This window comes from Pseudomonas sp. zfem003 (assembly GCF_032621675.1).
Classification (GTDB): Bacteria; Pseudomonadota; Gammaproteobacteria; order Pseudomonadales; family Pseudomonadaceae; genus Metapseudomonas; species Metapseudomonas otitidis.
Window position 1 is genome coordinate 1 of the sequence record NZ_JAVYJG010000007.1, and the last position, 22732, is coordinate 22732.

The following is a 22732-nucleotide window of genomic DNA, read 5'->3' on the forward strand; positions in this document are numbered from 1 at the left end:
CCCAGCCGTGCAGATGGCCGACCCGAGCAAGACCTACGCGAGGCCCAAGCCGAAGCCTGCGCCGAAGCCAGCCGCCCCCGAGCCAGAGGTTGTTTACCGGGAAGTGCCGGTCCCGGTGCAGGTGCCGGTCCAGGTCAAGCCTTGCGTGAAGTATGTGGAACAGAAAATCCACACCCGGCAGAAAATGGCCGATGGCAGCACTAGGGGTGGTGTCGAGATTCGCAAGGTGCCCGTCCCCTGTACTTGATTTCTAATTCTCAGAACCCGCCGATGGCGGGTTTTTTTATGCCTGGAGATTGGCATGAGCGATATCCACATCCTATTCCCCGAGCCGGTCCCCGTGACGCTGGGCCGCCTCCAGGTGCTGATCAACCCCGTGCGCCTGCCGGACTTCGAGCGCTTCGGCGAGGCCGGTGCCCGACTCTTCGAGATGCTCGGCAACTTCACCGCCGAGGAGATCTACCGCTACGCCAAGCAGTCCGGCGACCTGCAGGTGATCCTGCTGCGTTGCACCAGCCTCACCCGCTGGTCACTCAGGCGCGTGCCGGCGGCGTCTGCCGTCGAGCTGATGGTGCACGTCGTGCGGGTGAACTCCAGTTTTTTCGGACGGGCCCTGGTGGCGGCGGCAAGCGTCGTGGCTGGGCAGACGCCGTCCAGCAACTGATATCCGCCGGCCACACCTGGGCCGATATCCAGACCTACACCCTCCCGCAGATCGAGGCCTTTGCCGCTGCCCTCCACGAGGACAGCCGCGCTGCCGCCCTGCTCGATCTGCAGGTGGCCCGAGCCGCTCGCTGCGAGAAGGGCTAGCTGGTGATCGAGGGCGTCAACCGCGCCCAGCCGGCTTTCGACCGCGCCGACAGCCAGCTGGCCAACCTGATGGAATCCGCCAAGTCGGCCGGCCTGGCCCTGGCGGGTGCGCTGTCGGTGGCCGCCGTGGGTGCCTTCGTGAAGTCATCCATCGACGCCGTGGACATGACCGGCGAGCTGGCAGAGCGGGCCAACATGGCCGCCAGCGAGTTCGCCGGCCTGCAGTACGCGGCCAAGTACGCCAGCATCGAGGGGGAGGCGCTGAGCGCCACCCTCACCAAGTTCAACGCCAATATCCAGGCCGCCGCCGACGGGTCGAAGAAGCAGGCCGAGGCGTTCGATACCATCGGCGTCTCGCTGCGCAACCAGGACGGCAGCCTCAAGGGCACCACCCAGCTCCTGCTGGGCGCTCAATGACATCAGCGGTTACCTCATCACCTTCACCAAGGACGGCAAGAAGGCGACCGAGTCGGCCGAGATCATGGGCACCGGCCTCAAGATCCTCACCAGCATCTGGATCGTTCTGGCCGGCGAGTTCAAGCGCTACGGCAAGTTGTTCGGTGCCGTCTTCGCTGCCGCTGCGCAGGCGATCCAGGGGAACTTCGAGGGCGCCGTCAACACCATCAAGGACGGTGTGCAGGACGTCGGCGAGAACATCGGCGACACGAAGGACGAGCTCACCAAGCTCTGGTCCGGCGAGTACGGCGAGCAGGCCATGGCCGACCGCGCCGCCGCCGCCGCCGAGCAGTTCGACGCCGCCGTGTCCGGCATGGGCACCAGTGCGGGCGAGGCCCAGCAGCATGCCGACGACCTGACCGCGATCCAGAAGCAGCTCCTGCAGGAGTCGCAGGAGTACCTGGCCGAGCAGATGAAGGCCCAGAGCAAGGCCAACAGCGAACTGGACAAGGCTCAGAAGGCCCAGGTCGACACCGCCAAGCGCTACAAGGACGCCCTGGCCAAGCTCAACGCCGGCGCCACCGGCACCCCGGACTTCGGCCAGGCCAATGCCCTCAAGGTAGCGGCGGCGCGTGCGCTGTCGGCCAAGGACGCGGACGGGGCCAAGACCAAAGCCCAGGCTGCGCTCGACGTCCTGCAGAAGATTCAGGAGGCCGGCGGCAACACCTACGGCTTCGGCGGCGTAATCAAGCAGCTGCAGGGCATCGAGGAGCAGGCCGACAAGATCAAGCTGGACAAGGCCAAGAAGTCCGTGGACGAGGCGAAGGCCAGCGTGGCCGAGCTGAAGGCGCAGATCGCTGAGGTGACCAATGTAAAGGTCAGCCTCAACCTTCCGGATGATGAAGTCCAGGCGATCATGGACAAGTTCCAGAAGCTGAGGGAAACCATCGGCGCCGCGCTGACCATCACGCCGACTGTCACCGCCCCCACCACCGATGGCGGGACGCCAGCGCCCGTGAAGAAGTTCGCCGGCGGCGGCCACGTCGTCGGTCCCGGCTCCGGTACCAGCGACAGCATCCTGGCCCGCCTCTCCAATGGCGAGTTCGTCATGCGCGCCGAGGCGGTGCGCCGCTACGGCGTGGGTCTGCTGTCGCGCATGAACGGGCTTGGCGTCCCGCGCTTCGCCACGGGCGGGGCGGTAGGCCAGGTCCTGGCATCCGGTGGCGGATCGCGCAGCCTCGGCACCGTGATCCTCAAGACCGCAGACGGCGGCAGTTACACGCTGCTCGCCGACCAGACCAATTTCGACGCGCTGACGCGCAATGAGTCCCGCAAGTTCGGTGACCGGGGGGTGAGTTGATGGACGTGAAGCTGGGAGGCCTGGCGATCACGCCACTGGCCAGCGGTGGCTTCCCCGATCAGAGCTATCAGCCAGCGTCCGAAGGGGTGACCGAAGACCGGAGGACATCCGGCTCGATGGTCAAGATGGTGCACTTCCGCAAGACCATCATCACCATCAGCGGCGCCGGCCTGATGGGCCTGGGTTTCGATGCCCTGGACTTCGACCAGCCCCTGGAGCTGCTGTGCACCAAGCCCCGCATGCTGATCACCGAGAACCTGACGGGGGTGATCCCGGGGAGTATCCGGCCGGACGCTGCACCCTGGGCCTTTGCCAGGGTCGGCAATCGTGAGGTGCGCACCCCCATCGCCATAGCTGGCAACGCCTTCACCATAACGCCCCAGGCTGGCGCCACGAGCTACAAGGTGGCATGGATGCCGCGCTTCATCGTGTCATGCGAGCCGCCCCAGGAGGCGCTGCGCGCGGGTCAGTTCCCCTACGCCTGGTCATTCGACGCCAGGGAGGTCTAATGCAAATCAACGGAATCACGCTGAACGGGGCCACCCTGAACGGCGGGGCCCGGCGCGGCCGTGGAATCGTCACCCAGGAAGTGCAGCCCAACTTCTCGATTCGCTGGAGCGTGCAGCTGCTGCTGAACGGGGTGGACGTCACCCAGTACCTGAGCGGGACCATCCGCATCGAACGCGAGGAGTTCGCCCGGTGCATCGCCGACTTCAACCTGCTGCTGGATGCAGGCGCCGTGAACCCCGACAGCTACGTGGGGCAGGATGTCGAGATCTACTACATCCACCACCAGGCCGCCGCCGACGTGTCGGTGCTGCGCTTTCGCGGCAAGCTGGAGCGCCCGCGCTTCAACCTGCAGACGCGGGTGCTCGCGTGCGAGTGCAGCGACCGCCTGAACGAGACCGTGGAGCCCATGGCCATCGAGGACATCGACGCCTTGGTGGGCGGCTTGTGGTCGCCTGACGTCTTCCAGCCGGTCGAGGGCCGTTCTCGCTGGGCCTACGCCAAGGAGCGCCTGAGCACCCTGCCTGTGAGCCTGCAGCGCTCCGTCGAGGGTCAGCTGCAGGTGACGCCATGGGCCGCCACCAGCGTGCCGCATTGGCTCATCAGGCCGGACACCGCGATATTCCAAAGCATCGACTACTTGCCTGTGGAGCTGAGCGAGCGGATCAACGTTGTCGAGGTCGAGGCGGACTATCGCTTCATCCGCCTGCGGCAGCGCCATCAGGAATTTTCCTGGCGGCACCCGGACATCGTGGGCGACTCGACCGAGACCGGTTTTTGCGTCTGGCGCCGAGACTCGACAGAGCTGCCCAACATCGAGATGGTCACTGGCGCAAGTTCTGATGCTGGCTTTACCGCGGTCCTGAGCAATGCCTTCTGGCTTCGCCTGCCAGAGAGCGGGATCTACTGTACCCCTCCGGCCGGCTGGGTAAACCGCTACCCGGACCTACTGCTTCGAGCCAGTTGGACCAGCGCGATCCGCTGGGCGCAGCGGGTTACCGAGCAGTACACGCTGCGCCTGGAGGCGCCGGCCAGCGTTGCCCAAGCCGGGGAAGTGATCAGCCGCGACCGCATCGCGATGGACACCGAGAGCGACCAGGAACAGACCTTCCTCAGCGCCACCTACACCTCGCCGGAGCCCGGCGCCGTGCAGGATGCCTTGGGCGATTGGGTGGTGGACATCCGCAACGAAGAGCGCCGCCTGCTGGGCCTGAGCACCATCCTGGCCATCGGCCGGGTCTCCATCCTGGGCGCACACCGGGGCAACCGGTTCGCCTTCACCCTGCCGACCGCCGAGGCCGTGGGTATTCGCCTTGAGCACACGGTGCGCGTCGAGGACGAGATCCTCGGGCACCCGATCAGCTGCCAGGCCAAGGTCGTCAACATCATTGACGAGTGGGACCTGAAGACCGGTCGTTGCTACACGAACTTCCAGCTTGCCGTGAGCCAGGGCGGCAGCAGCGAGACCGATCCGCTGACGCCGCCGACCACCCCTAACAGCACGCCTCCCGGCGAGCCTTGGCCGCTTATCGAGTTGCCGAACCAGTTGGGCGGCCGCAACGAGAGCCCTATCTACGATGAGTCGATTGACGGCTTCAGCGGCAACTACGACGACAACGACTTCGACATAAATCCTGCCCTTGAGCGGTTCCCCAGAAAGTTCTGGGTGAGAGCGCGAGAGATCCCGGCGGAGCACATGGACGAGTTCCCGGTGGAGGTCGGCAAGACCTACCGCGTGAGCGTCCCAACTGATCACTTGGAGCTTTGACATGTCCCTCGCAGACGAACGCAAGACCATCCGTGAAGGCATCACCGCCTCCCGGGCGGCCACGTCCGAGGTATCGCGCACCGCCACCTCCGAGTCGTCGCGCGAAGCGTCGCGCCAGGCTATCGCCGCCGGACGCCAGCAGAGTTCGGAGGCAGCCCGGCGCGCCATTGGCCGGTCGCTGGAGGAGCAGCGGCGGGGCAAGACCCTGCAGGACGACCTGAATTCGCTCAAGCCCGGGGCTCGCCAGTCGAAGACCCTGTCAGCTAGGGAGGCAAGCGGCGGCAGACCGGCAACCCGTGGGTCTGCCACCTGGGACCCGGCCACCCCGGCAGCCGCTGGAGGAGGCGGCGGCATCGCCAGTCCCCTGACCGAGAAGACGAAGACCGAGGGCACGGCCACCGTCCCTGACCGCGACTACTACGGCACCGTGGTGGTGGCGACCAGCGACGGGATCTTCACCATGGAAATCAAGCCCATCAAGACGTTGCGCCTGGCCGATGCCGACGGCGCCGACGTGGTGGTGAACCTGGCGGAGCCTGCACCATGATGAACGTAGCGGGCATCCCCACGGACGAGGTGGTCATCTTCGGATGGCCCTGGCACGGCCTTGTGCGTAGCGCCACCAACCCCAGCCAGGGCGAGGTTGTGCTGCCAAACGGCACCGCGCGTGAGCATCCGCTGCCGGAACAGCTCTGGTACACCTACCGGGTCAGCGTGCCGGGCACGCCCAATGTGACACGCACGCCCGAGCAGCTGGCGTCCGATGCGGCGGCGGGGCGTTCCTGGYCAATGTGACACGCACGCCCGAGCAGCTGGCGTCCGATGCGGCGGCGGGGCGTTCCTGGTGGAACCAGGCCATCCTCTGCGGCTCCCAGTTCCAGCTCTACGGCCGGGACCTGGGCGGCTGGCTCTACTGTGCACCGGACGGCACCCGGTGGATCATCAACCTCGACGCCGGCACTGCCCGGCGCATGGGAGAGGTGGGTGGTTCTGCCGTGCTGAACACCATCAGCGTGAGCTGGCCGGTCGACGATGGCCAGGGGTCTCCGGCTATCGATTGGGGCACGGGCGATCCGGATGTCTACGTGTGGCGGCACCCGGTGCCGTGCGACATCAGCCCAGACGGGCGGCGGGCCGTACTGATGCTTTACGCCAACGATCCCAGCCCGCTCATCATGGCTGGTGAGCGTCCCATACCTCTCGGCTTCCTGCTGGTCGAGATATCGGGCAGCGCCGGCGAGCCGTTCACAGCCACTGTGACGGTGCTGCACACCCGTAGCGAGACGCTTGGAACCCTGACCTATCAGAACGATATGACCGTTACCCACGGGCCCAGTGGTGTCATCACCAGCACCGGCCAGGTCAACCAGGAGCAGAACGGCCGCATCCGAGCGGTTTGGTTCGGGCCAACCGGCGACCTGGTGCGCTGCTACGTTGACCGCCGCGACGAGGAACAGGCTGAGTTCGCCGAGCCCAACTTCGGCTACCGGCGCCGTCTCAGTCGCTGGAGGTTGCGAGTCGGCGAGACGCTGGTGGCCGAGGCGCGCCTGGAGGGTACCTACGAGTCCCTGACTCCGGGAACCCCTACAGACTCTGGCACAGTTCGCTACATCGGGCGGCTCAATGGGCAGGAGTTCTACAACCACGTCTTAGAAGGGGTGCAGAGTGCCAGCGAACCGCCGGCCCCGCTGACAGTGGAGCAGCAGGCCGGGCCGAGTTCGGCGTGGGGCCCTCTGATCCTTGGGGAGAAAATAGACGTCCTGCACATCAGCAACAACATGGTGGTGTTCTACGTTCGAACCACTGAAGACGGCGTCCTATTCCAGCACCACTACATAGGCGCCGGCACACCGGCCAGCGCTGAATCCCCCGTGATCGTCAACGAGTCGGATCAGACCAGCACCGTGCCGTCCGACCGCCGCGAAATCCTGTACGGACCGCGCTCATACAGTTCTTGGAACCCTGTCACCCACGTGGCGGCCCCGCTGGCCGCTACCCCTGTTGGATGGATTTGACCCATGGCCAAACCCTTGTTCGTGAACAACTGGACGGCGACCCTGCAGGCCGAGCTGTCGGCCGGCTCCGCCTCCATGGTGGTGGAGACCGAGCGCGCCGCCCTGCTGCTGGGCCTGACCGGTGGCGACTACTACCTGCTGACCCTGGTAGGCACCGATGCCAACGGCACCGAAAACGCCTGGGAGATCGTCAAGGCGACGGCGAACGCCGCCGGCGTGCTGACCATCACCCGCGCCCAGGAAGGCACCCCGGCGCGCCAGTGGCCAGCCGGCACCGAGGTCAGCCTGCGGGCGACCGCCGGCCTGTTCGCCCAGCTGCGGGACGCTGGCGGCGGAACTGGCCCAGGCCCCGGCGGCGGAATCGAGGACGTCCCCGCTGACGGCCGGGCCTACCGGCGCCGGTTCGAGGAGTGGGTGCGCGATCCGGTGTTCGAGATCCCCCCGGACGCCTGGACCGACAGCATGCCGGTCACGTTCACCAACTCCACCGCGCTGATCATGAGCGGCACGCTGATGATGGTCCCGTACCTGGCACCCCACGACATGACGGTCGACCAGATGTCGGTGATCGTCACCACGGCGGCGGCCTCCTCGAATGCCTCCCTGAAGATCTACGAGAGCGACCTGGCGGGCTGGCCAGGCGCTGGGCTTCCCAGTGCCAACGGCCTCGCCCCGCTGGGGAGCACCGGCCAGGCCATCGCCACCCTGAGCGCCCCGGCCGAGCTGGTCGGCGGGCGCCGCTACTGGCTGGCGGTGCACACCAACGGCATGCCCCAGCTGCGCGCCTCCACGGTGGGAGCCCCCGTGCTGGGCGTCAGCGCTGACGGCAACAGCCGCTATTGCTCGCTGTCGCGTTCGGTGTCCTGGGCCACGGGCGCGCCCGACGTCTGGGAGTTCGAGCGCAGTGACCTGTCCACCACCAACCCGCCGCTGATCCGCCTGCACCGCGCCGCCGGCGCCTGACACACCCGACACGAGGAGTAGCCAGCATGACGCCGGCCCGCCTAGACCTGCCCGTCATCCCGGGCGCCACGCTGCAGCAGCCCCTGCTGCTGATGCAGCCCGTTTACCAGTACCGCCCCATCACCGGCCTCGCCGGCACCGCCCCGGTGCGCCTGCAGGTGCCCGCCCACGGCCTGCCCGGGGATTGGCTGGTGTGGTGCGAGGGTGTGCCCAACTGGCCCGACCTCAACCAGGACAAGGCCCGAAGCCCCGGCCGCCTGGCCCACGTGGTGGACGCCGACACCCTGGAGTTCAACGACCTGGCCGGCCAGGGACGCACCGCCGCCAGCGGCCTGCTGGTCTACCGGCTCCCGGTGGACCTGACCGGCTGCGAGATCCGCGCCGAGATCCGGGGCGAGGGTGCAGCCCCCATCCTGCTGACCCAGCAGAACGGCGGCGTGCAGCTCCAGGGCCTCGGCCGGGTGCTGCTGATCCTCACCGCCGAGCAGACCGCCGCCATCACCTGGGCGCGCGGTGAATGGGACCTGACCATCACCCACCCCGACGGCACCGTGAACCGCTGGGTGGCCGGCCAGGTGCTGGTGAGCAGCGGAGGAGGGTGCGCCCATGGCTGCTGATACCCCGGTCGTCGTTGCCGTGGCCGAGGCCGTTGCCCTGGTGGTGGAACCGACCCGCGTCGCCGGGGTGGCCATCGCCGCCGGTGGCCAGGGCCCGCCGGGCCGTGACGGCGCCCCGGGCGGCACAACCTTCGAGTGGACCCAGGACATCCCGCTCGCCGTATGGACCGTGCCCCACAACCGGGGCCGGTTCCCCAGCGTCACCGTCGTGGACCACCTCGGCAACCGGGTGGAGCCCGACGTCACCTACATCGACCAGAACATCGTCCAGATCACCCACGGGCGGCCGGAGATCGGCAAGGCCTATTTCAACTAGGAGCACCCCATGAAATTCACCAACACCATCGACGCCAACGGGTTCAAGGTCACCGGCATGGCCGACGGCACCAACCCGCAGGACGCAGTCACCAAGGCGCAGTTGGACGCGGCTGTGCAGGGCTATTCCTGGAAGGCCCCCGTGCGCGCGGCCACCACGGCGAACATCACCCTGTCCGGCGCCCAGACCATCGACGGCGTCAGCATCGTTGCCGGGGACCGGGTGCTGGTGAAGAACCAGACCGCAGGCGCTGGCAACGGCATCTACATCGCCGCCGCCGGCTCCTGGGCTCGCGCCACCGACATGGACACCGCCGCCGAGGCGCTGGGCGCTGCTGTGTTCGTCAGCGAGGGCACGACCCAGGGCAACCAGGTCTGGCTGATGACCACCGACGCCCCCATCACCATCGGCACCACCGCCCTGGTGTGGACCCAGGTCGGCGCCGGCACGAGCTACACCGCCGGTACCGGCATCTCCATCTCCGGCGGCGTCATCGCTGTCGATACCTCGGTCGTGGCCCGCAAGGCGAGCGCCACCATCGGTGACGGCACCGCCACCACCATCACCGTGACCCACAACCTCAACACCCAGGACGTGGCCGTGAGCGTGCGCGAGGTCTCCACCAATGCCGGCGTGATCGCGGACTGGGTGGCCAACGGCGCGAACACGATCCAGCTGACGTTCGGCGTGGCGCCGACCTCTGGGCAGTACCGCGTGACGGTGACCGGCTGATGAAGTATCTCGGTCGGGTTACGGATCCCAAGGACCTCGTCAGGCAGGAGCAAATCGCCGCGATCCTTGTGCGCCAGACGATCTATGCGACGGGCGGAACCTCCACCACCTGGACGCGCGCCGCAGGTGTCAGTCGCATCGAGGTAGAGGTCTGGGGCGGTGGTGGTGCCGGTGGTAACGGCTCCAATGGCGGTACCTCCTCGTTCGGCTCGATCAGCTGCACAGGGGGCCAGGTCGGCAGCGGGGGCTACGGCGGCGCCGGTGGGACGGCATCCGGCGGTCAGTTGAATATGCCTGGCGGGGCCGGCGCCGGCGTTGATGGGTCTGGCTACGGCGCTCCAGGTGGCTCATCACCCCGGGGCGGCGGCGGAGGTCTTAGTCGGTCGGCTGGCAGCGGCGGAGGAACTGCAGGCGGTCAGCCTGGCGGCGGCGGCGGTTCTGACGGCCTACCCAGCCAGACGGGGGGAGCTGGTGCGTACGCGTTCTCCTCCATCGCCGCTCCCGCCTCTGCTTCTGTGGTGGTTGGTTCAGCCGGGGTCTCATCTGGCGGTGGCCGCGACGGAGGTGCAGGCATGGTGATCGTCAGGGAGTACCTGTCATGAGAGCACGAATAGAGAGCGGCATCGTCGTCGAGACTGCCAGCTACGACCCGTGGCCCGAGTTCAATCCGTCTCTGCTCTGGGTCGAGTGCCCGGAGTGGGTGCGGCAGGGTTGTCGTTACGACGGCGCCGTGTTCCACCCAGATGCCACGCGCGAGGAACAGGTGATCACCAACCTCACGGCGGTGGTTCAGTCCTACATGGACGGTGTGGCACGGCAGCGCAACTACGACAGCATTCTCAGCCTCTGCACCTACGCCACCAGCACTGTCCCCAGGTTCCAGGCCGAGGGTCAGGCTGGGGTCGTGTGGCGGGATGCGTGCTGGCAGTTGGGGTATGACCTCATCGCCCGGGTGCGCGCCGGCGAGGCCCCCATCCCCACCGAGGCGGAGCTGCTGGCTATGCTGCCGCCGATGCAGTGGCCAACCATCGAAACCGACTGAGCCCCGCCACCGAGCGGGGCGTCTTCTTTCTGGAGCACCACCCATGCAGATCACCGAGCAGCAGCTGCTGCAGATCCTCCCGAACGCCCGCACTGTTGCGGGCGTTTTCGTTTCCGCCATCAACCGAGCGGCGGCCCGATACGACATCACCAGCCGCGTGCGTCTCTGTGCATTCCTGGCCCAGGCTGGGCACGAGAGCGCCGAGCTGACCCGGCTGGTGGAGAACCTCAACTACGGCGCCGCAGGCCTGGCAAACACCTGGCCCGGCCGCTTCGCCGTGGATCCGACCGCCCGCCAGCGTGTGCCCAACGGGCTCGCCCTGCGCCTGGAGCGCCAGCCCGAGGCCATCGCCAATGCGGTCTATGGCAATCGGATGGGCAACGGCCCGGCCGCCTCCGGTGACGGCTGGCGGTACCGTGGCCGGGGCCTGTTCCAGATCACCGGCCGCGCGCAGTACCAGCGGTGCGGTCGTGCACTGGGCCTGCCCCTGCTGGAGCAGCCCGAGCTGCTCGAACGGCCAGAGCCTGCGGCGCTGTCGGCGGCGTGGTTCTGGGAGGACAACGGGCTCAACGCCCTCGCTGATGCCGGCGACTTCGAGGCCGTCACCCGGCGCATCAATGGCGGGCTCACTGGCTTGGCAGAGCGGTCGCTCCTCTGGGGCCGTGCCCGGGCGGTGCTGTCGTGATCGCCTCGGTACCGCTGCGCCTGGTGCTGGCCGGCGTGGCGCTGCTGCTGGCCGCTGCTGGTGGTGCTTGGCTGGCTGCCCGGTATTACCGCCCGCTGCTGGACGAGGCGCAGGCCAGGGCAGTGCGGTGCCAGCAGGCGCGCCAGGACCTGGAAACCGCCGTGGGCGAGCAGAACGCCCGGGTGGCGCAGTTGCGTGCCGAGGCTGAGCAGCGGCTGCAGGCCGCCGCCCAGGCCCAGCAGGAGGCGCGCCAGGCCGCTGCCGGCGACTACGCGGCGGCCCAGCGCCTGCAGCAGGAACGGATCGGCGGCGACCAGTGCGCCGCGGCCGAGGCAGTGATCAACCGGGAGCTGGGTCTATGAGGCTGGGAATCGTGGTGGGGGTGGTGTTCGCGCTGGCGGGGTGCGCCGGCCGGCAGGACGCCGAGCCGCGCCTAGTGCGCGTGGAGGTCCCGGTGGCGGTGCCGTGCCGGGTGGAGGAGGTGGCTGTGCCGCCCTGGGCAGCATCGACGCTGCGGGCAGGTGATTCACTGGAGGTGAAGGTGCGGGCGCTGCTGGCAGAGCGCCGACAGCGGATCGGCTATGAGCGGGAGCTGGTGGGCTCTCTTAAAGCGTGTAGATAAGTTTTGAATTTCATTTGCCGCGAAGAGTCTGAATCAGCTTTCCTATCTCTTGGACCAAAGTTGAGATTGCACCATAGTCTTGAGTTTTTTCAGACTCTTCTTTTCGGTTGTTTGAGTAGCTAGTTACAAATCTAGCAAGAGTAATGAAAAGTATCAGCGCGAGTGCGGTTGAAAAGGACGCAGGTATCAAAGGTGCCAAAGTGCGCAACGATAAGTTGGCAATCTCTTCATCTGATTTTTTCGCTTTTTCAGGATTCAATCCGGCAGAAATTTTAGACTTTGTTTGCTTTTCGTCTGCATTAGCAATGGATGCAGATTGAGTGAAAACTCTGTCGTGATAGTCCCTTTCGAACAGGCCAAGGAAGTGGCAGGAAATGTATAGGGAGAAAGTGAGGCATACGACTATGCCGGTGATAGTCGCGAAGAAGAAAGTTTTTGCGAAGAAACGGCTGAGTCGCTGCCTCTCAAGATCTTCATTCGCGAGCTTGGTTTGAGCCTCAGCTAGTTGCTGTTGAGATAACATTTCAGCAGTGTTTGGAGAAGGGGGCTCATTTTTTGGCCCCCCCATATCGACAGCTGTGAAGTCTACGTTATCGGTCAATTAATCAATCCGAGATTCTTCAGTCTGTACGTCATTGCAGGATTTGAAACTACAAATATTTCGGAGAGCTCTTGTATAGTCCTAACGGAGCGAAAAAGCTCACGGACTTTATGTTCAGGCATCAAAAGCTCAGCCGCAAAAGTATTTGCTGCAGTTTCCGGTGGGTCATAATTTTGGAAGCTGCTATCCCGCAACATCGGTTTGCCTTCGTTTACATGGCCAAGAAGAACGTGACCAAGTTCATGAGCGATAGTAAACCGATTTCTATAACTGATTTCATCTGAGTTGTAATCGCAGAAGAAACAGATTTCTGGAGCTTGCTGCATGGAGGCTCGTCCACTTAAACCGCCCAACTGGTGCGTTGAGAGCGGTCGGACGTATATGGGCATCTCGATTCGGCGACCTGTTACAGGGTCGTCTCGATACATAACGATACCTTGAGCAATAGCGACCGGATCCACGGGAAGCGCACCGTTCCAGGCAAGCTGGAGCGCTTTGCGGGCGGTCTCGGCTGCGGTGTAGGTGGACATTGCTGACCTCGTGTGAGCGATTGACTATCGCGCCTGCGTGTGCTTCGAGCATAGCAGGGCGGGGGATTATATATACAGGGCTGCCCTTATAGCTATAGACGCCGCTGTGAGGGGTAGCGTCACATTTTACTGTTTTTTTGTACAGTATTTTGTGATCGGACGCCCCATTGGCGGGCGTTGCGGAACGAGCCCCCTCAGGCTAAGGACGCTACGGGATGGAGTGTGTTCGAGATTTTTTGTACGTCAAATTGTACGTCTAGCGGAAAAAACAAAGGCCTGCATCGCTGCAAGCCTTTGATTTATATGGTGCCGGCACCAGGAATCGAACCCGGGACCTACTGATTAACAGTCATTTGCTCTACCGACTGAGCTATCGCGGAACAACGGTGCGTATCTTACTGATTAGAAAGGAGAAGTCAAGCACCTGGCTTGACCTTCTCCTGCCTTGCTCAGAGCACTTGGGTGATGGCGTGGGTGACGCTGTCCAGGTTGCTGCCGTTCAGTGCAGCTACGCAGATGCGGCCGGTGCTGACGGCGTAGATGCCGAACTCGTTCTTCAGGCGCTCGACCTGCTCGGCAGTAAGACCGGAGTAGGAGAACATGCCGCGCTGGCGAGCAACGAAGCTGAAGTCGCGCTTGGCGCCTTGGGCGGCGAGTTGCTCGACCATGGCGAGGCGCATGCTGTGGATGCGGCTGCGCATCTCGGCGAGTTCGGTTTCCCACATGGCGCGCAGTTCATTGCTGTTCAGCACGCTGGCTACCACGGTGGCACCGTGGGTCGGCGGGTTGGAGTAGTTGGTACGGATGACGCGCTTGACCTGGGACAGGACGCGGCCGGCCTCTTCCTTCGAGCTGGTGACGACAGACAGCGCGCCAACACGTTCACCGTACAGCGAGAACGACTTGGAGAAGGAACTGGACACGAAGAACTGCAGCCCGGATTCGGCGAACAGGCGGACGGCGAAGGCGTCCTCGTCGATACCTGCACCAAAACCCTGGTAGGCGATGTCCAAGAACGGGACGTGCTCGCGCTCGCGCAGGACTTCCAGTACCGCCTTCCAGTCATCCAATTCCAGGTCGACGCCGGTCGGGTTGTGGCAGCAAGCGTGGAGGACCACGATGGAGCGCGTGGGCAGGGCTTTCAGGTCTTCCAGCAGGCCGACGCGGTTTACGCCATGGGTAGCGGCATCGTAGTAGCGGTAGTTCTGGACCTGGAAGCCGGTGGACTCGAACAGCGCACGGTGGTTTTCCCAGCTCGGATCGCTGATGGCCACAACGGCGTCGGGCAGCAGGCGCTTGAGGAAGTCTGCGCCGGTTTTCAGCGCGCCGGTGCCGCCTACAGCCTGGGTCGTGACGACACGGCCTTCGGCCAACAGTTGAGAGTCGGCGCCGAAGAGCAGCTTTTGCACGGCCTGGTCGTAGGCGGCAATGCCTTCGATCGGCAGGTAGCCGCGAGGTGCATGGGCTTCGATGCGGGCTTTTTCGGCTTCGGCTACGGCGCGGAGCAGGGGGATACGGCCTTGCTCGTTGTAGTAGACGCCTACGCCGAGGTTCACCTTCGTGGGGCGGGTATCGGCGTTGAATGCTTCGTTAAGGCCCAGGATCGGGTCGCGTGGGGCCATTTCGACAGCAGAAAACAGACTCATGATGCGGCTGCTCGAGGAGAGGGAAGGGTAGGGGGCCTGAGCAACCCCGAGCGTCTGCATTGGGGTTGCGCAATCGGGCCGGTATTATAGCGGTCACGGTCGCCAGGGGCGACATCAAACGCCCGCTTTTCGCCAGTTTTGACGCCCTCTGCGCGAGGGGGTCACATCGCAAGTCCGAGGATCGCCATGTCAGACTTTCAGCTCGTCACGCGTTTCCAGCCCGCCGGCGACCAGCCCGAGGCCATCCGTCAGATGGTGGAGGGCCTGGAAGCGGGCCTTTCGCACCAGACCCTGCTGGGCGTCACCGGCTCCGGCAAGACCTTCAGCATCGCCAATGTGATCGCTCAGGTGCAGCGGCCCACCCTGGTTCTGGCGCCCAACAAGACCTTGGCAGCCCAGCTTTACGGTGAGTTCAAGGCCTTTTTTCCGAACAATTCCGTCGAGTACTTCGTCTCGTACTACGACTATTACCAGCCTGAGGCCTACGTCCCGTCCTCGGACACCTACATCGAGAAGGATGCCTCGATCAACGACCACATCGAGCAGATGCGCCTCTCGGCGACCAAGGCGCTGCTGGAGCGACCGGACGCGATCATCGTGGCCACCGTGTCCTCGATCTACGGCCTGGGTGACCCCGCGTCCTATCTGAAGATGGTGCTGCACCTGGACCGTGGGGACCGCATCGACCAACGCGCCTTGCTTCGGCGCCTGGCGGACCTGCAGTACACCCGCAACGACATGGATTTCGCCCGCGCCACCTTCCGGGTGCGTGGTGATGTGATCGACATCTTCCCCGCCGAATCCGACCTGGAGGCCATCCGCGTCGAGCTGTTCGACGACGAGGTCGAGAGCCTTTCCGCGTTCGACCCGCTCACCGGCGAGGTGATCCGCAAGCTGCCCCGCTTCACCTTCTACCCCAAGAGCCACTACGTCACGCCGCGCGAGACGCTGCTCGAGGCGGTAGAGAAGATCAAGGAGGAGCTCAAGGAGCGGCTGGAGCAGTTGCGTGGCGCCAACAAGCTGCTGGAGGCCCAGCGACTGGAGCAGCGCACTCGCTTCGACCTGGAGATGATTCTCGAACTTGGCTACTGCAACGGCATCGAGAACTACTCCCGCTATCTGTCCGGGCGTGATCCCGGGCAGGCACCGCCCACCCTGTATGACTACCTCCCACCGAATGCCCTGCTGGTGATCGACGAATCCCACGTCACCGTCCCGCAGATCGGCGCCATGTACAAAGGCGACCGTTCCCGCAAGGAAACCCTGGTGGAGTACGGCTTCCGCCTGCCGTCCGCCCTGGACAACCGTCCGATGCGCTTCGATGAATGGGAACTGATGGCGCCGCAGACCATCTTCGTCTCGGCCACGCCGGGGCCTTACGAGGGTGAGCATGCCGGTCGCGTGGTCGAGCAGGTGGTGCGCCCCACCGGCCTGGTGGACCCTGAAATCGAAGTGCGACCGGCCGCGACCCAGGTGGACGATCTGCTCTCGGAGATCCGCAAGCGTGTCGCGCTGGACCAGCGCGTCCTGGTCACAACCCTGACCAAGCGAATGGCGGAGGACCTCACCGACTACCTGGGGGATCACGACGTTCGCGTGCGCTACCTGCACTCCGACATCGACACCGTCGAGCGGGTCGAGATTATCCGCGACCTGCGCACCGGCGCCTTTGATGTCCTGGTGGGGATCAACCTGTTGCGCGAGGGCCTGGACATGCCCGAGGTCTCGCTGGTAGCCATCCTGGACGCGGACAAGGAGGGCTTCCTGCGTTCGGAGCGCTCATTGATCCAGACCATTGGCCGCGCCGCGCGGAACCTGCACGGCCGGGCGATCCTCTATGCCGACAACGTCACGGGATCGATGCAGCGGGCAATCGACGAGACCGAGCGTCGCCGTGCCAAGCAGATCGCCTTCAACGAGGCCCACGGCATCGTGCCCAGGGGCGTCCAGAAGGACATCAAGGACATCCTCGAAGGCGCGACCGTACCGGGGGCGCGCAGCAACAAACGCAAAGCCCAGGCCAAGGCGGCCGAAGAGAGTGCCCGCTACGAGGCCGAACTGCGCTCGCCCAGCGAGATCAACAAGCGCATCCGGCAGATGGAAGAGAAGATGTTCCAGCTCGCCCGCGATCTGGAGTTCGAGGCCGCTGCGCAGCTGCGGGACGAAATCCAGAAGCTGCGCGACCTGCTGCTGAAGGTCTGATCGGGGATCAGTGGGCCGCAGCGCCGGCCCCGCTGCCACCGGTCGGCAGGCTGCGGGTCAGCAGCACGGCAATCATGCTGACCCCGAGGGCGATGCCGATGAAATGGAAGGCGTCGTTGTACGCCATGATTGCCGCCTGCTGGTGGGCGATCTCGCTCAGCTTGCCCAGCGCCGCCTGATCGCTGCCGAGCTTCTCGGAAAGCAGGGCGAGGCGCTCTGCGACCTGGGGATTGCTGGGCACCAGGGATTCACGCAGGTAGTCGAAGTAGACCTTGGCGCGGCTGTCCAGCAGCGTGGCCAGCAGGGCGATGCCGATGGCGCCGCCCAGGTTGCGCAGAATGTTGAACAGGCTGGAAGCCGAGCCGGCATCCTGGGGCAGGATGTAGGCGGTGGCGATCAGCGAAATGGTCACCATCACCAGGGGCTGGCCCAGGGCACGAATGATCTGGATATGGTTGAACTGCGGGCCGGCAAAGTCCGGATTGAGAACACCCGAGGCGAAGCTGGCCGCGCCGAACAACCCAAAGCCGATGGCGCACAGCAGCTTCGGCGAAATGATCTTCATCAGCTTGGGCACCAGCGGGATCAGGAACAGCTGGGGCACGCCCATCCACATGATCACCTCGCCGATCTGCAGGGCGTTGTAGCCCTGGATCTGCGCCAGGTAGAGCGGCAGCACATAAATGGACCCATAGAGCCCCACGCCCAGGCCCAGGCTGGAGATGCTGCTGAGCCCGAAATTGCGGTTGGCCAGGATGCCCAGATTGATCAGCGGGTTGGGGCGCGAGAGCTGCAGGATGACGAACAGCACCAGGCTCACCAGGGCGATGCTGCCCAGGCCGACGATCAGGTTCGATTCCAGCCAGTCCTTGCGATGCCCCTCTTCGAGGAACACCTGCAGGCAGCCCAGCCCCATGCCGAGGGTGACGATGCCCGCGTAGTCCGTGCGCTTGAGCAGTTCCCAGTGGGGCGCCTTCTTCTCCAGGCCGTACATCAGGCCGGCGATCATCAGCAGGCCCGGGGGCACGTTGATGTAGAAGATGTATTCCCAGCCGAAGTTTTCGGTGAGCCAGCCCCCCAGCGTCGGACCGATGGAAGGCGCGAAGGTGGCGGTGATGGCGAACAGCGCCATGCCCTTGGCGCGGTGGTGTTCCGGCAGCTTGATCAGCGTGAGGGTGAAGGCCAGGGGGATCAGTGCCCCGCCGGTGAAGCCCTGCATGGCACGGAAGACGATCATGCTCTCCAGGTTCCAGGCCAGGGAGCAGAGCAGCGAGGAAGCGAGGAAGCCCAGGGAAACCCACACGGCCAGCCGGCGTGCCGAAAGCAGCTGCACCAGCCAGGCAGTGAGGGGAATCATGATGATCTCGGCCACGAGGTAGGAGGTGGAGATCCACGAGCCCTCTTCCAGCGTGGCCGACAGTGCGCCTTGGATGTCCTTGAGCGAAGAGTTGGTGATCTGGATGTCCAGCACCGCCATGAAGGCGCCGAGCATGGCGCTCATCACGGCGATCCAGTCTCGTCGGCTGGGCTCGCCGGTGGGGCGCAGCAGCGCGTCAGCGGCCACGGTCATTCATCCCGCTGGATGGAGACCTTCACCAGCACCGACATGCCGGGGCGGATGCGGCCTTTCAGGGGGCTTTCGCGGTCGAAGGTGATCTTCACCGGGATGCGCTGCACCACCTTGGTGAAGTTGCCGGTGGCATTGTCCGGCGGCAGCAGGCTGAACTGCGCGCCGGAGGCGGCGAACAGGCTGTCCACGCGGCCTTCGATCGGCGTGCTGGGGAAGCTGTCGAACACCAGTTCGACCTTCTGGCCCGGCTGCATGTGTTCGATCTGGGTTTCCTTGAAGTTGGCCTGCACCCAGATGTCCTGGTTCGGTACCAGGGACATCAGGTGGGCACCCACCTGCACGTACTGGCCGTTGCGTGCCGCGCGCTGGCCGACGAAGCCGTCGATGGGGGCGCGGATCTCGGTGCGTGCCAGGTTCAGTTCGGCCTGGGCGATGTCCGCCCGGGCGGTGGCGATCTGTGCCTCGAGGCGCTTGATGTCGGCGCGCAGGGCGTCGGTCTGCACGCGCTGGGCCTTGAGGTCGGCTTCGGCCTTGGCCAGTTGCGAGCGGGCGACGCGGGAGTCGGCCGAGAGTGTGGTGACGCGCTCTTCCGACACGTAGCCGGGCTTGCGCAGGGTCTGGGCGCGGGACAGGTCGATCTGGGTGCGGCCCAAGGTGGCCTGGCTCGCGGAGACATCCGCCTCGCTGGCGGCGATCAGGCTGGACTGCTGGGTGAGTTTGCTCTGGGCCTGGGCCAGTTCGGCCTCGCGGGTCGCCAGGGTGGCCTGGGCACGCTCCAGGGCGACGCGGAAGTCTGCCGACTCCAGGCGCACCAGCAGGTCCCCTTTCTTGACGGCCTGGTTGTCCCCCACCAGCACCTCTTCTATACGCGCGCCCAACTGACTCGAGACCCGGGTGATTTCGCCCTGGACATAGGCATTGTCCGTGCTCTCCAGGAAGCGGCCGATCAGCAGCCAATGTGCGAAGAAACCACCGACCACCAGCACCAACAGCGTCAGGAAGATGAACAGGCGGCGTTTCAACGGGGCAGGCATGGGCAGGCTCGAATCTGTGATCAAAGACGCGGGAATCTAGCACTGTTCCAGTCAGGCAAGTAGCCAGTACACTTCGTAAACTTTGTTGCTTATGGGGAACAATAATGGGGCTGGATGATGCGCTGATCTTCACCCGCGTCGTGGAGTTGCACAGTTTTACCCAGGCGGCACACAGCCTGGGCATGCAGAAGTCCACGGTGAGCCGGCGCATCGCACTGCTGGAGGAGCGGCTTGGGGTGCGCCTGCTAAACCGTACCACCCGCAAGCTGCGGCTCACGGAAGTAGGGCAGGCCTACTACGACCGGTGCCGCCAGATCATGCTCGACTTCGCCGAGGCCGAGCAGGCAGTGATGCAACTGCAGCAGGCACCGTCCGGATTGTTGCGTATCACGGCCCCCATCGAGTTCGGCCAGATGTTCCTCGGCCGGGTGCTCGGGCAATTCATGAGCCAGTACCCGCAGATCACCGCCCAGGTGGAGCTCACCTCCCGGGAAGTGGACCCGCTGGAGGAGGGGGTGGACATCGCCATCCTGGTGGGCCAGCCGCAGGACTCGAGCCTGATCGCCCGCAAGCTGTTCGAGGCCGGACGACGCCTATGCGCCAGCCCGGCCTACCTGGCGGCCCATGGCGTGCCGCGTACGGCCGAAGACCTGGCCCAGCACCGCGCCGTGCTCCTGCCCATCGACTCCCAGCGTTACTGGCCGCTGCTGGATACGTCCGTGCCCTGCCAGCGGGTGCTGCACTGCAACAACATCACCTTCGCCCGCGAGGCGGTGCTGGGGGGCGCGGGCATTGCCTCGCTGCCGCTGATGATCACCGAGCAGGCGGTGCGCCGTGGGGAACTGGTCGAGCTGTTGCCCGGGATTCCACTGCCCAGTGGCGAGATCTACGCCGTCTACCCCTCGCGGCGATTCCAGGCGATGAAGGTCAAGGCCTTCCTGGATTTCCTCATGGCCCGGCTGGCCATGGAGGAGGAGGCCGCGTGGCTGGAGCCCGCCGGCTCGCGCCTGCTAACATCGCGCCCTTGACCGTTCCTCTGTATCAGGACCTTCCATGACCACTGTCCGCACCCGCATCGCGCCGTCGCCCACCGGTGACCCGCACGTCGGTACCGCCTACATCGCCCTCTTCAATCTCTGCTTCGCCCGTCAGCACGGTGGCCAGTTCATCCTGCGGATCGAGGACACGGACCAGTTGCGTTCCACCCGCGAGTCCGAGCAGCAGATCTTCGATGCCCTGCGCTGGCTGGGCATCGAGTGGGACGAGGGCCCGGACGTGGGCGGCCCGCATGGTCCGTACCGCCAGAGCGAGCGCGGCGATATCTATAAGAAGTACGCTCAGGAACTGGTGGACAAGGACCACGCTTTCCCCTGCTTCTGCACCGCTGAGCGCCTGGATAAGCTGCGCGCCGAGCAGACCGAGCGCAAGGAAACCCCGCGCTACGACGGCCACTGCATGCACCTCCCCCGTGAGGAGTCGGCCAGGCGCATCGCCGCTGGCGAGCCCCATGTCATCCGCATGAAGATGCCCACCGAGGGCGTCTGCGTGGTTCCGGACATGCTCCGCGGCGACGTCGAGATCCCGTGGGACCGCATGGACATGCAGGTGCTGATGAAGACCGATGGCCTGCCCACCTACTTCCTGGCTAACGTGGTCGATGACCACCTGATGGGCATCACCCACGTGCTCCGTGGCGAGGAGTGGCTGCCGTCGGCGCCCAAGCTGATCAAGCTCTACGAGTATTTCGGCTGGGAGCAGCCCACGCTCTGCTACATGCCGCTGCTGCGCAACCCGGACAAGAGCAAGCTCTCCAAGCGCAAGAACCCGACCTCCATTACCTTCTATGAGCGCATGGGCTACCTGCCCGAGGCGATGCTCAACTACCTCGGCCGCATGGGCTGGTCGATGCCGGACGAGCGCGAGAAGTTCTCCCTGGCGGAGATGATCGAGCACTTCGACCTGTCGCGCGTCTCCCTCGGTGGCCCGATCTTCGACCTGGAGAAACTCTCCTGGCTCAACGGCCAGTGGATTCGCGAGCTTCCGGTGGAGCGCTTCGCGGCTGAGGTGCAGAAGTGGGCGCTGAATCCCGACTACCTGATGAAGATCGCTCCCCACGTACAGGGGCGGGTCGAGACCTTCAGTCAGATCGCGCCGCTGGCCGGCTTCTTCTTCGCCGGTGCGCTGCCCCTGGATGCATCGCTGTTCGAGCACAAGAAGCTCGCGCCCGACCAGGTGCGTCAGGTGCTGCAACTGGTGCTGTGGAAGCTGGAGTCGCTGCGCCAGTGGGAGAAGGATCGCATCACCGCTTGCATCCAGGCCGTGGCTGAACACCTCGGGCTGAAGCTGCGCGATGTCATGCCGCTGATGTTCCCGGCCATCACCGGGCAATCCAGCTCGGTCTCGGTGCTGGATGCCATGGAGATCCTCGGTGCCGATCTCACCCGTTTCCGTCTGCGCCAGGCGCTCGAGCTGCTTGGGGGCACGTCTAAGAAGGAAACCAAGGAGTGGGAGAAGATCCGCGACGCCATTCCAGGCTGAGTGATCGAGTACCGAAGAGGCCCGCCTGATGCGGGCCTTTTCGTATGTGTGGGCAGGGTGGTGGCTTCGGTTTTACCGGGCGGCAATGGCAGAGGCGGGTAAGTGTTTGTTCTGCCGACGAAAAATTTTCGATTTCGATGAAAAAACTTGTTGACGACCTCCAGGGTCGCCCTTAATATGCGCCCCGTCTTCGCGACGAACTGAACGTAGCGAAGTAATCCAGCGGTACTTTGGGGCTATAGCTCAGCTGGGAGAGCGCTTGCATGGCATGCAAGAGGTCGACGGTTCGATCCCGTCTAGCTCCACCAATTTACCGGAATGTGAAGCGCACGCTTCATGTTCGCGAAGGTTAAGTCCCCTTCGTCTAGTGGCCTAGGACACCGCCCTTTCACGGCGGTAACAGGGGTTCGAGTCCCCTAGGGGACGCCACTTTCCAGCAGCGATTGCCGCTAGGCAAATCGCGCACCGAAGCGGTTTTCGGGGCTATAGCTCAGCTGGGAGAGCGCTTGCATGGCATGCAAGAGGTCGACGGTTCGATCCCGTCTAGCTCCACCAAATCCGATGCGTCCAGCATCAAATACAAGGCCAGCGCTTAGCTGGCCTTGCTTTTCGAAGGTTACTGTCCCCTTCGTCTAGTGGCCTAGGACACCGCCCTTTCACGGCGGTAACAGGGGTTCGAGTCCCCTAGGGGACGCCATTTTTCCCGCTCTGCGGGGTTTCAAGGGTCATTCCGTCATGGAGTGGCCCTTTTGTTTTTGGGCCTTAAAAAATTCCTCCC

General features: G+C 64.8%; 24 protein-coding genes, 4 tRNA genes and 1 pseudogene. 24 read left to right on the forward strand and 5 right to left on the reverse strand.

Annotated elements, in window-relative coordinates; genetic code table 11:
* From RTK35_RS16810 to RTK35_RS16890, 17 genes and pseudogenes are all read left to right on the forward strand, one after another.
* Positions 1-247, forward strand: a pseudogene (locus RTK35_RS16810) (hypothetical protein); the annotation flags it as partial.
* Between the two features lie 54 nt (positions 248-301).
* Entirely contained in the window at positions 302-664 is a 363-nt protein-coding gene (locus RTK35_RS16815) for a hypothetical protein (protein WP_316908537.1), read from the forward strand.
* Positions 665-813: 149 nt separating this feature from the next.
* On the forward strand, positions 814-1227 hold the full coding sequence (locus RTK35_RS16820) for a hypothetical protein (RefSeq protein WP_316908538.1): 414 nt from the start codon (positions 814-816) through the stop codon (positions 1225-1227).
* 64 nt (positions 1228-1291) lie between these two features.
* Positions 1292-2566, forward strand: coding sequence for a hypothetical protein (locus RTK35_RS16825; protein ID WP_316908539.1), 1275 nt, complete (start codon positions 1292-1294; stop codon positions 2564-2566).
* Positions 2566-3075, forward strand: a complete 510-nt coding sequence (locus RTK35_RS16830) for a hypothetical protein (protein ID WP_316908540.1) — start codon at positions 2566-2568, stop codon at positions 3073-3075. The genes RTK35_RS16825 and RTK35_RS16830 overlap by 1 nt, the downstream gene beginning before the upstream one ends.
* The gene (locus tag RTK35_RS16835) at positions 3075-4841 is read left to right on the forward strand and encodes a hypothetical protein (protein WP_316908541.1); all 1767 of its coding nucleotides are present in this window, start codon (positions 3075-3077) and stop codon (positions 4839-4841) included. Before RTK35_RS16830 ends, RTK35_RS16835 begins: the two co-directional genes overlap by 1 nt.
* Position 4842: 1 nt before the next feature.
* On the forward strand, positions 4843-5388 hold the full coding sequence (locus tag RTK35_RS16840) for a hypothetical protein (protein WP_316908542.1): 546 nt from the start codon (positions 4843-4845) through the stop codon (positions 5386-5388).
* Complete coding sequence (locus RTK35_RS16845; RefSeq protein WP_316908543.1) at positions 5385-5636, forward strand: hypothetical protein; 252 nt, start codon at positions 5385-5387, stop codon at positions 5634-5636. Before RTK35_RS16840 ends, RTK35_RS16845 begins: the two co-directional genes overlap by 4 nt.
* On the forward strand, positions 5633-6856 hold the full coding sequence (locus tag RTK35_RS16850; protein ID WP_316908544.1) for a hypothetical protein: 1224 nt from the start codon (positions 5633-5635) through the stop codon (positions 6854-6856). Before RTK35_RS16845 ends, RTK35_RS16850 begins: the two co-directional genes overlap by 4 nt.
* Before the next feature lie 3 nt (positions 6857-6859).
* A complete protein-coding gene (locus RTK35_RS16855; protein WP_316908545.1) occupies positions 6860-7819 on the forward strand; it encodes a hypothetical protein in 960 nt (319 codons plus the stop codon).
* A gap of 26 nt (positions 7820-7845) precedes the next feature.
* A complete protein-coding gene (locus RTK35_RS16860) occupies positions 7846-8436 on the forward strand; it encodes a hypothetical protein (RefSeq protein ID WP_316908546.1) in 591 nt (196 codons plus the stop codon).
* A complete protein-coding gene (locus tag RTK35_RS16865; RefSeq protein WP_316908547.1) occupies positions 8426-8752 on the forward strand; it encodes a hypothetical protein in 327 nt (108 codons plus the stop codon). Before RTK35_RS16860 ends, RTK35_RS16865 begins: the two co-directional genes overlap by 11 nt.
* A gap of 9 nt (positions 8753-8761) precedes the next feature.
* Positions 8762-9484, forward strand: coding sequence for a head decoration protein (locus RTK35_RS16870; protein WP_316908548.1), 723 nt, complete (start codon positions 8762-8764; stop codon positions 9482-9484).
* Positions 9485-10082: 598 nt separating this feature from the next.
* Positions 10083-10526: a hypothetical protein gene (locus tag RTK35_RS16875; RefSeq protein ID WP_316908549.1), complete on the forward strand. Its 444-nt coding sequence runs from the start codon at positions 10083-10085 to the stop codon at positions 10524-10526.
* A gap of 43 nt (positions 10527-10569) precedes the next feature.
* Positions 10570-11211, forward strand: coding sequence for a glycoside hydrolase family 19 protein (locus tag RTK35_RS16880; protein WP_316908550.1), 642 nt, complete (start codon positions 10570-10572; stop codon positions 11209-11211).
* Complete coding sequence (locus tag RTK35_RS16885) at positions 11208-11573, forward strand: hypothetical protein (protein WP_316908551.1); 366 nt, start codon at positions 11208-11210, stop codon at positions 11571-11573. The genes RTK35_RS16880 and RTK35_RS16885 overlap by 4 nt, the downstream gene beginning before the upstream one ends.
* Positions 11570-11833 (forward strand): hypothetical protein, encoded by a 264-nt coding sequence (locus RTK35_RS16890; RefSeq protein WP_316908552.1) that lies wholly within the window; start codon positions 11570-11572, stop codon positions 11831-11833. Before RTK35_RS16885 ends, RTK35_RS16890 begins: the two co-directional genes overlap by 4 nt.
* Positions 11834-11843: 10 nt before the next feature.
* Here the strand turns inward: RTK35_RS16890 and RTK35_RS16895 are convergent, their stop codons facing one another.
* The 3 genes from RTK35_RS16895 to RTK35_RS16905 all read right to left on the reverse strand — a co-directional run bounded on the left by RTK35_RS16895 (position 11844) and on the right by RTK35_RS16905 (position 14610).
* Positions 11844-12434, reverse strand: coding sequence for a hypothetical protein (locus tag RTK35_RS16895; protein WP_279861521.1), 591 nt, complete (start codon positions 12432-12434; stop codon positions 11844-11846).
* Complete coding sequence (locus RTK35_RS16900) at positions 12431-12964, reverse strand: ImmA/IrrE family metallo-endopeptidase (RefSeq protein ID WP_279861523.1); 534 nt, start codon at positions 12962-12964, stop codon at positions 12431-12433. Before RTK35_RS16900 ends, RTK35_RS16895 begins: the two co-directional genes overlap by 4 nt.
* A 449-nt stretch (positions 12965-13413) precedes the next feature.
* Positions 13414-14610 (reverse strand): amino acid aminotransferase, encoded by a 1197-nt coding sequence (locus tag RTK35_RS16905; RefSeq protein WP_316908553.1) that lies wholly within the window; start codon positions 14608-14610, stop codon positions 13414-13416.
* A gap of 186 nt (positions 14611-14796) precedes the next feature.
* On the opposite strand from RTK35_RS16905, the gene uvrB reads away from it, so the two are divergent.
* The gene (uvrB, locus tag RTK35_RS16910; RefSeq protein ID WP_044408703.1) at positions 14797-16812 is read left to right on the forward strand and encodes an excinuclease ABC subunit UvrB; all 2016 of its coding nucleotides are present in this window, start codon (positions 14797-14799) and stop codon (positions 16810-16812) included.
* A gap of 7 nt (positions 16813-16819) precedes the next feature.
* Here uvrB and RTK35_RS16915 read toward each other — a convergent pair whose 3' ends face one another.
* Positions 16820-18316 (reverse strand): MDR family MFS transporter, encoded by a 1497-nt coding sequence (locus RTK35_RS16915; RefSeq protein WP_162484939.1) that lies wholly within the window; start codon positions 18314-18316, stop codon positions 16820-16822.
* A 62-nt stretch (positions 18317-18378) separates the two neighbouring features.
* The gene (locus tag RTK35_RS16920; protein ID WP_316908554.1) at positions 18379-19416 is read right to left on the reverse strand and encodes an HlyD family secretion protein; all 1038 of its coding nucleotides are present in this window, start codon (positions 19414-19416) and stop codon (positions 18379-18381) included.
* A 104-nt stretch (positions 19417-19520) separates the two neighbouring features.
* On the opposite strand from RTK35_RS16920, the gene RTK35_RS16925 reads away from it, so the two are divergent.
* The 6 genes from RTK35_RS16925 (at position 19521) to RTK35_RS16950 (ending at position 22651) form a co-directional block, all read left to right on the forward strand.
* The gene (locus RTK35_RS16925) at positions 19521-20444 is read left to right on the forward strand and encodes a LysR family transcriptional regulator (RefSeq protein WP_044408697.1); all 924 of its coding nucleotides are present in this window, start codon (positions 19521-19523) and stop codon (positions 20442-20444) included.
* 25 nt (positions 20445-20469) lie between these two features.
* Positions 20470-21954, forward strand: a complete 1485-nt coding sequence (gltX, locus tag RTK35_RS16930; protein WP_316908555.1) for a glutamate--tRNA ligase — start codon at positions 20470-20472, stop codon at positions 21952-21954.
* A 232-nt stretch (positions 21955-22186) separates the two neighbouring features.
* A tRNA-Ala gene (locus tag RTK35_RS16935) sits at positions 22187-22262 on the forward strand.
* Between the two features lie 45 nt (positions 22263-22307).
* A tRNA-Glu gene (locus tag RTK35_RS16940) sits at positions 22308-22383 on the forward strand.
* 50 nt (positions 22384-22433) lie between these two features.
* Positions 22434-22509: transfer RNA gene (locus RTK35_RS16945), tRNA-Ala, on the forward strand.
* A 66-nt stretch (positions 22510-22575) separates the two neighbouring features.
* Positions 22576-22651, forward strand: a tRNA-Glu gene (locus RTK35_RS16950).
* Positions 22652-22732: the final 81 nt, after the last annotated feature.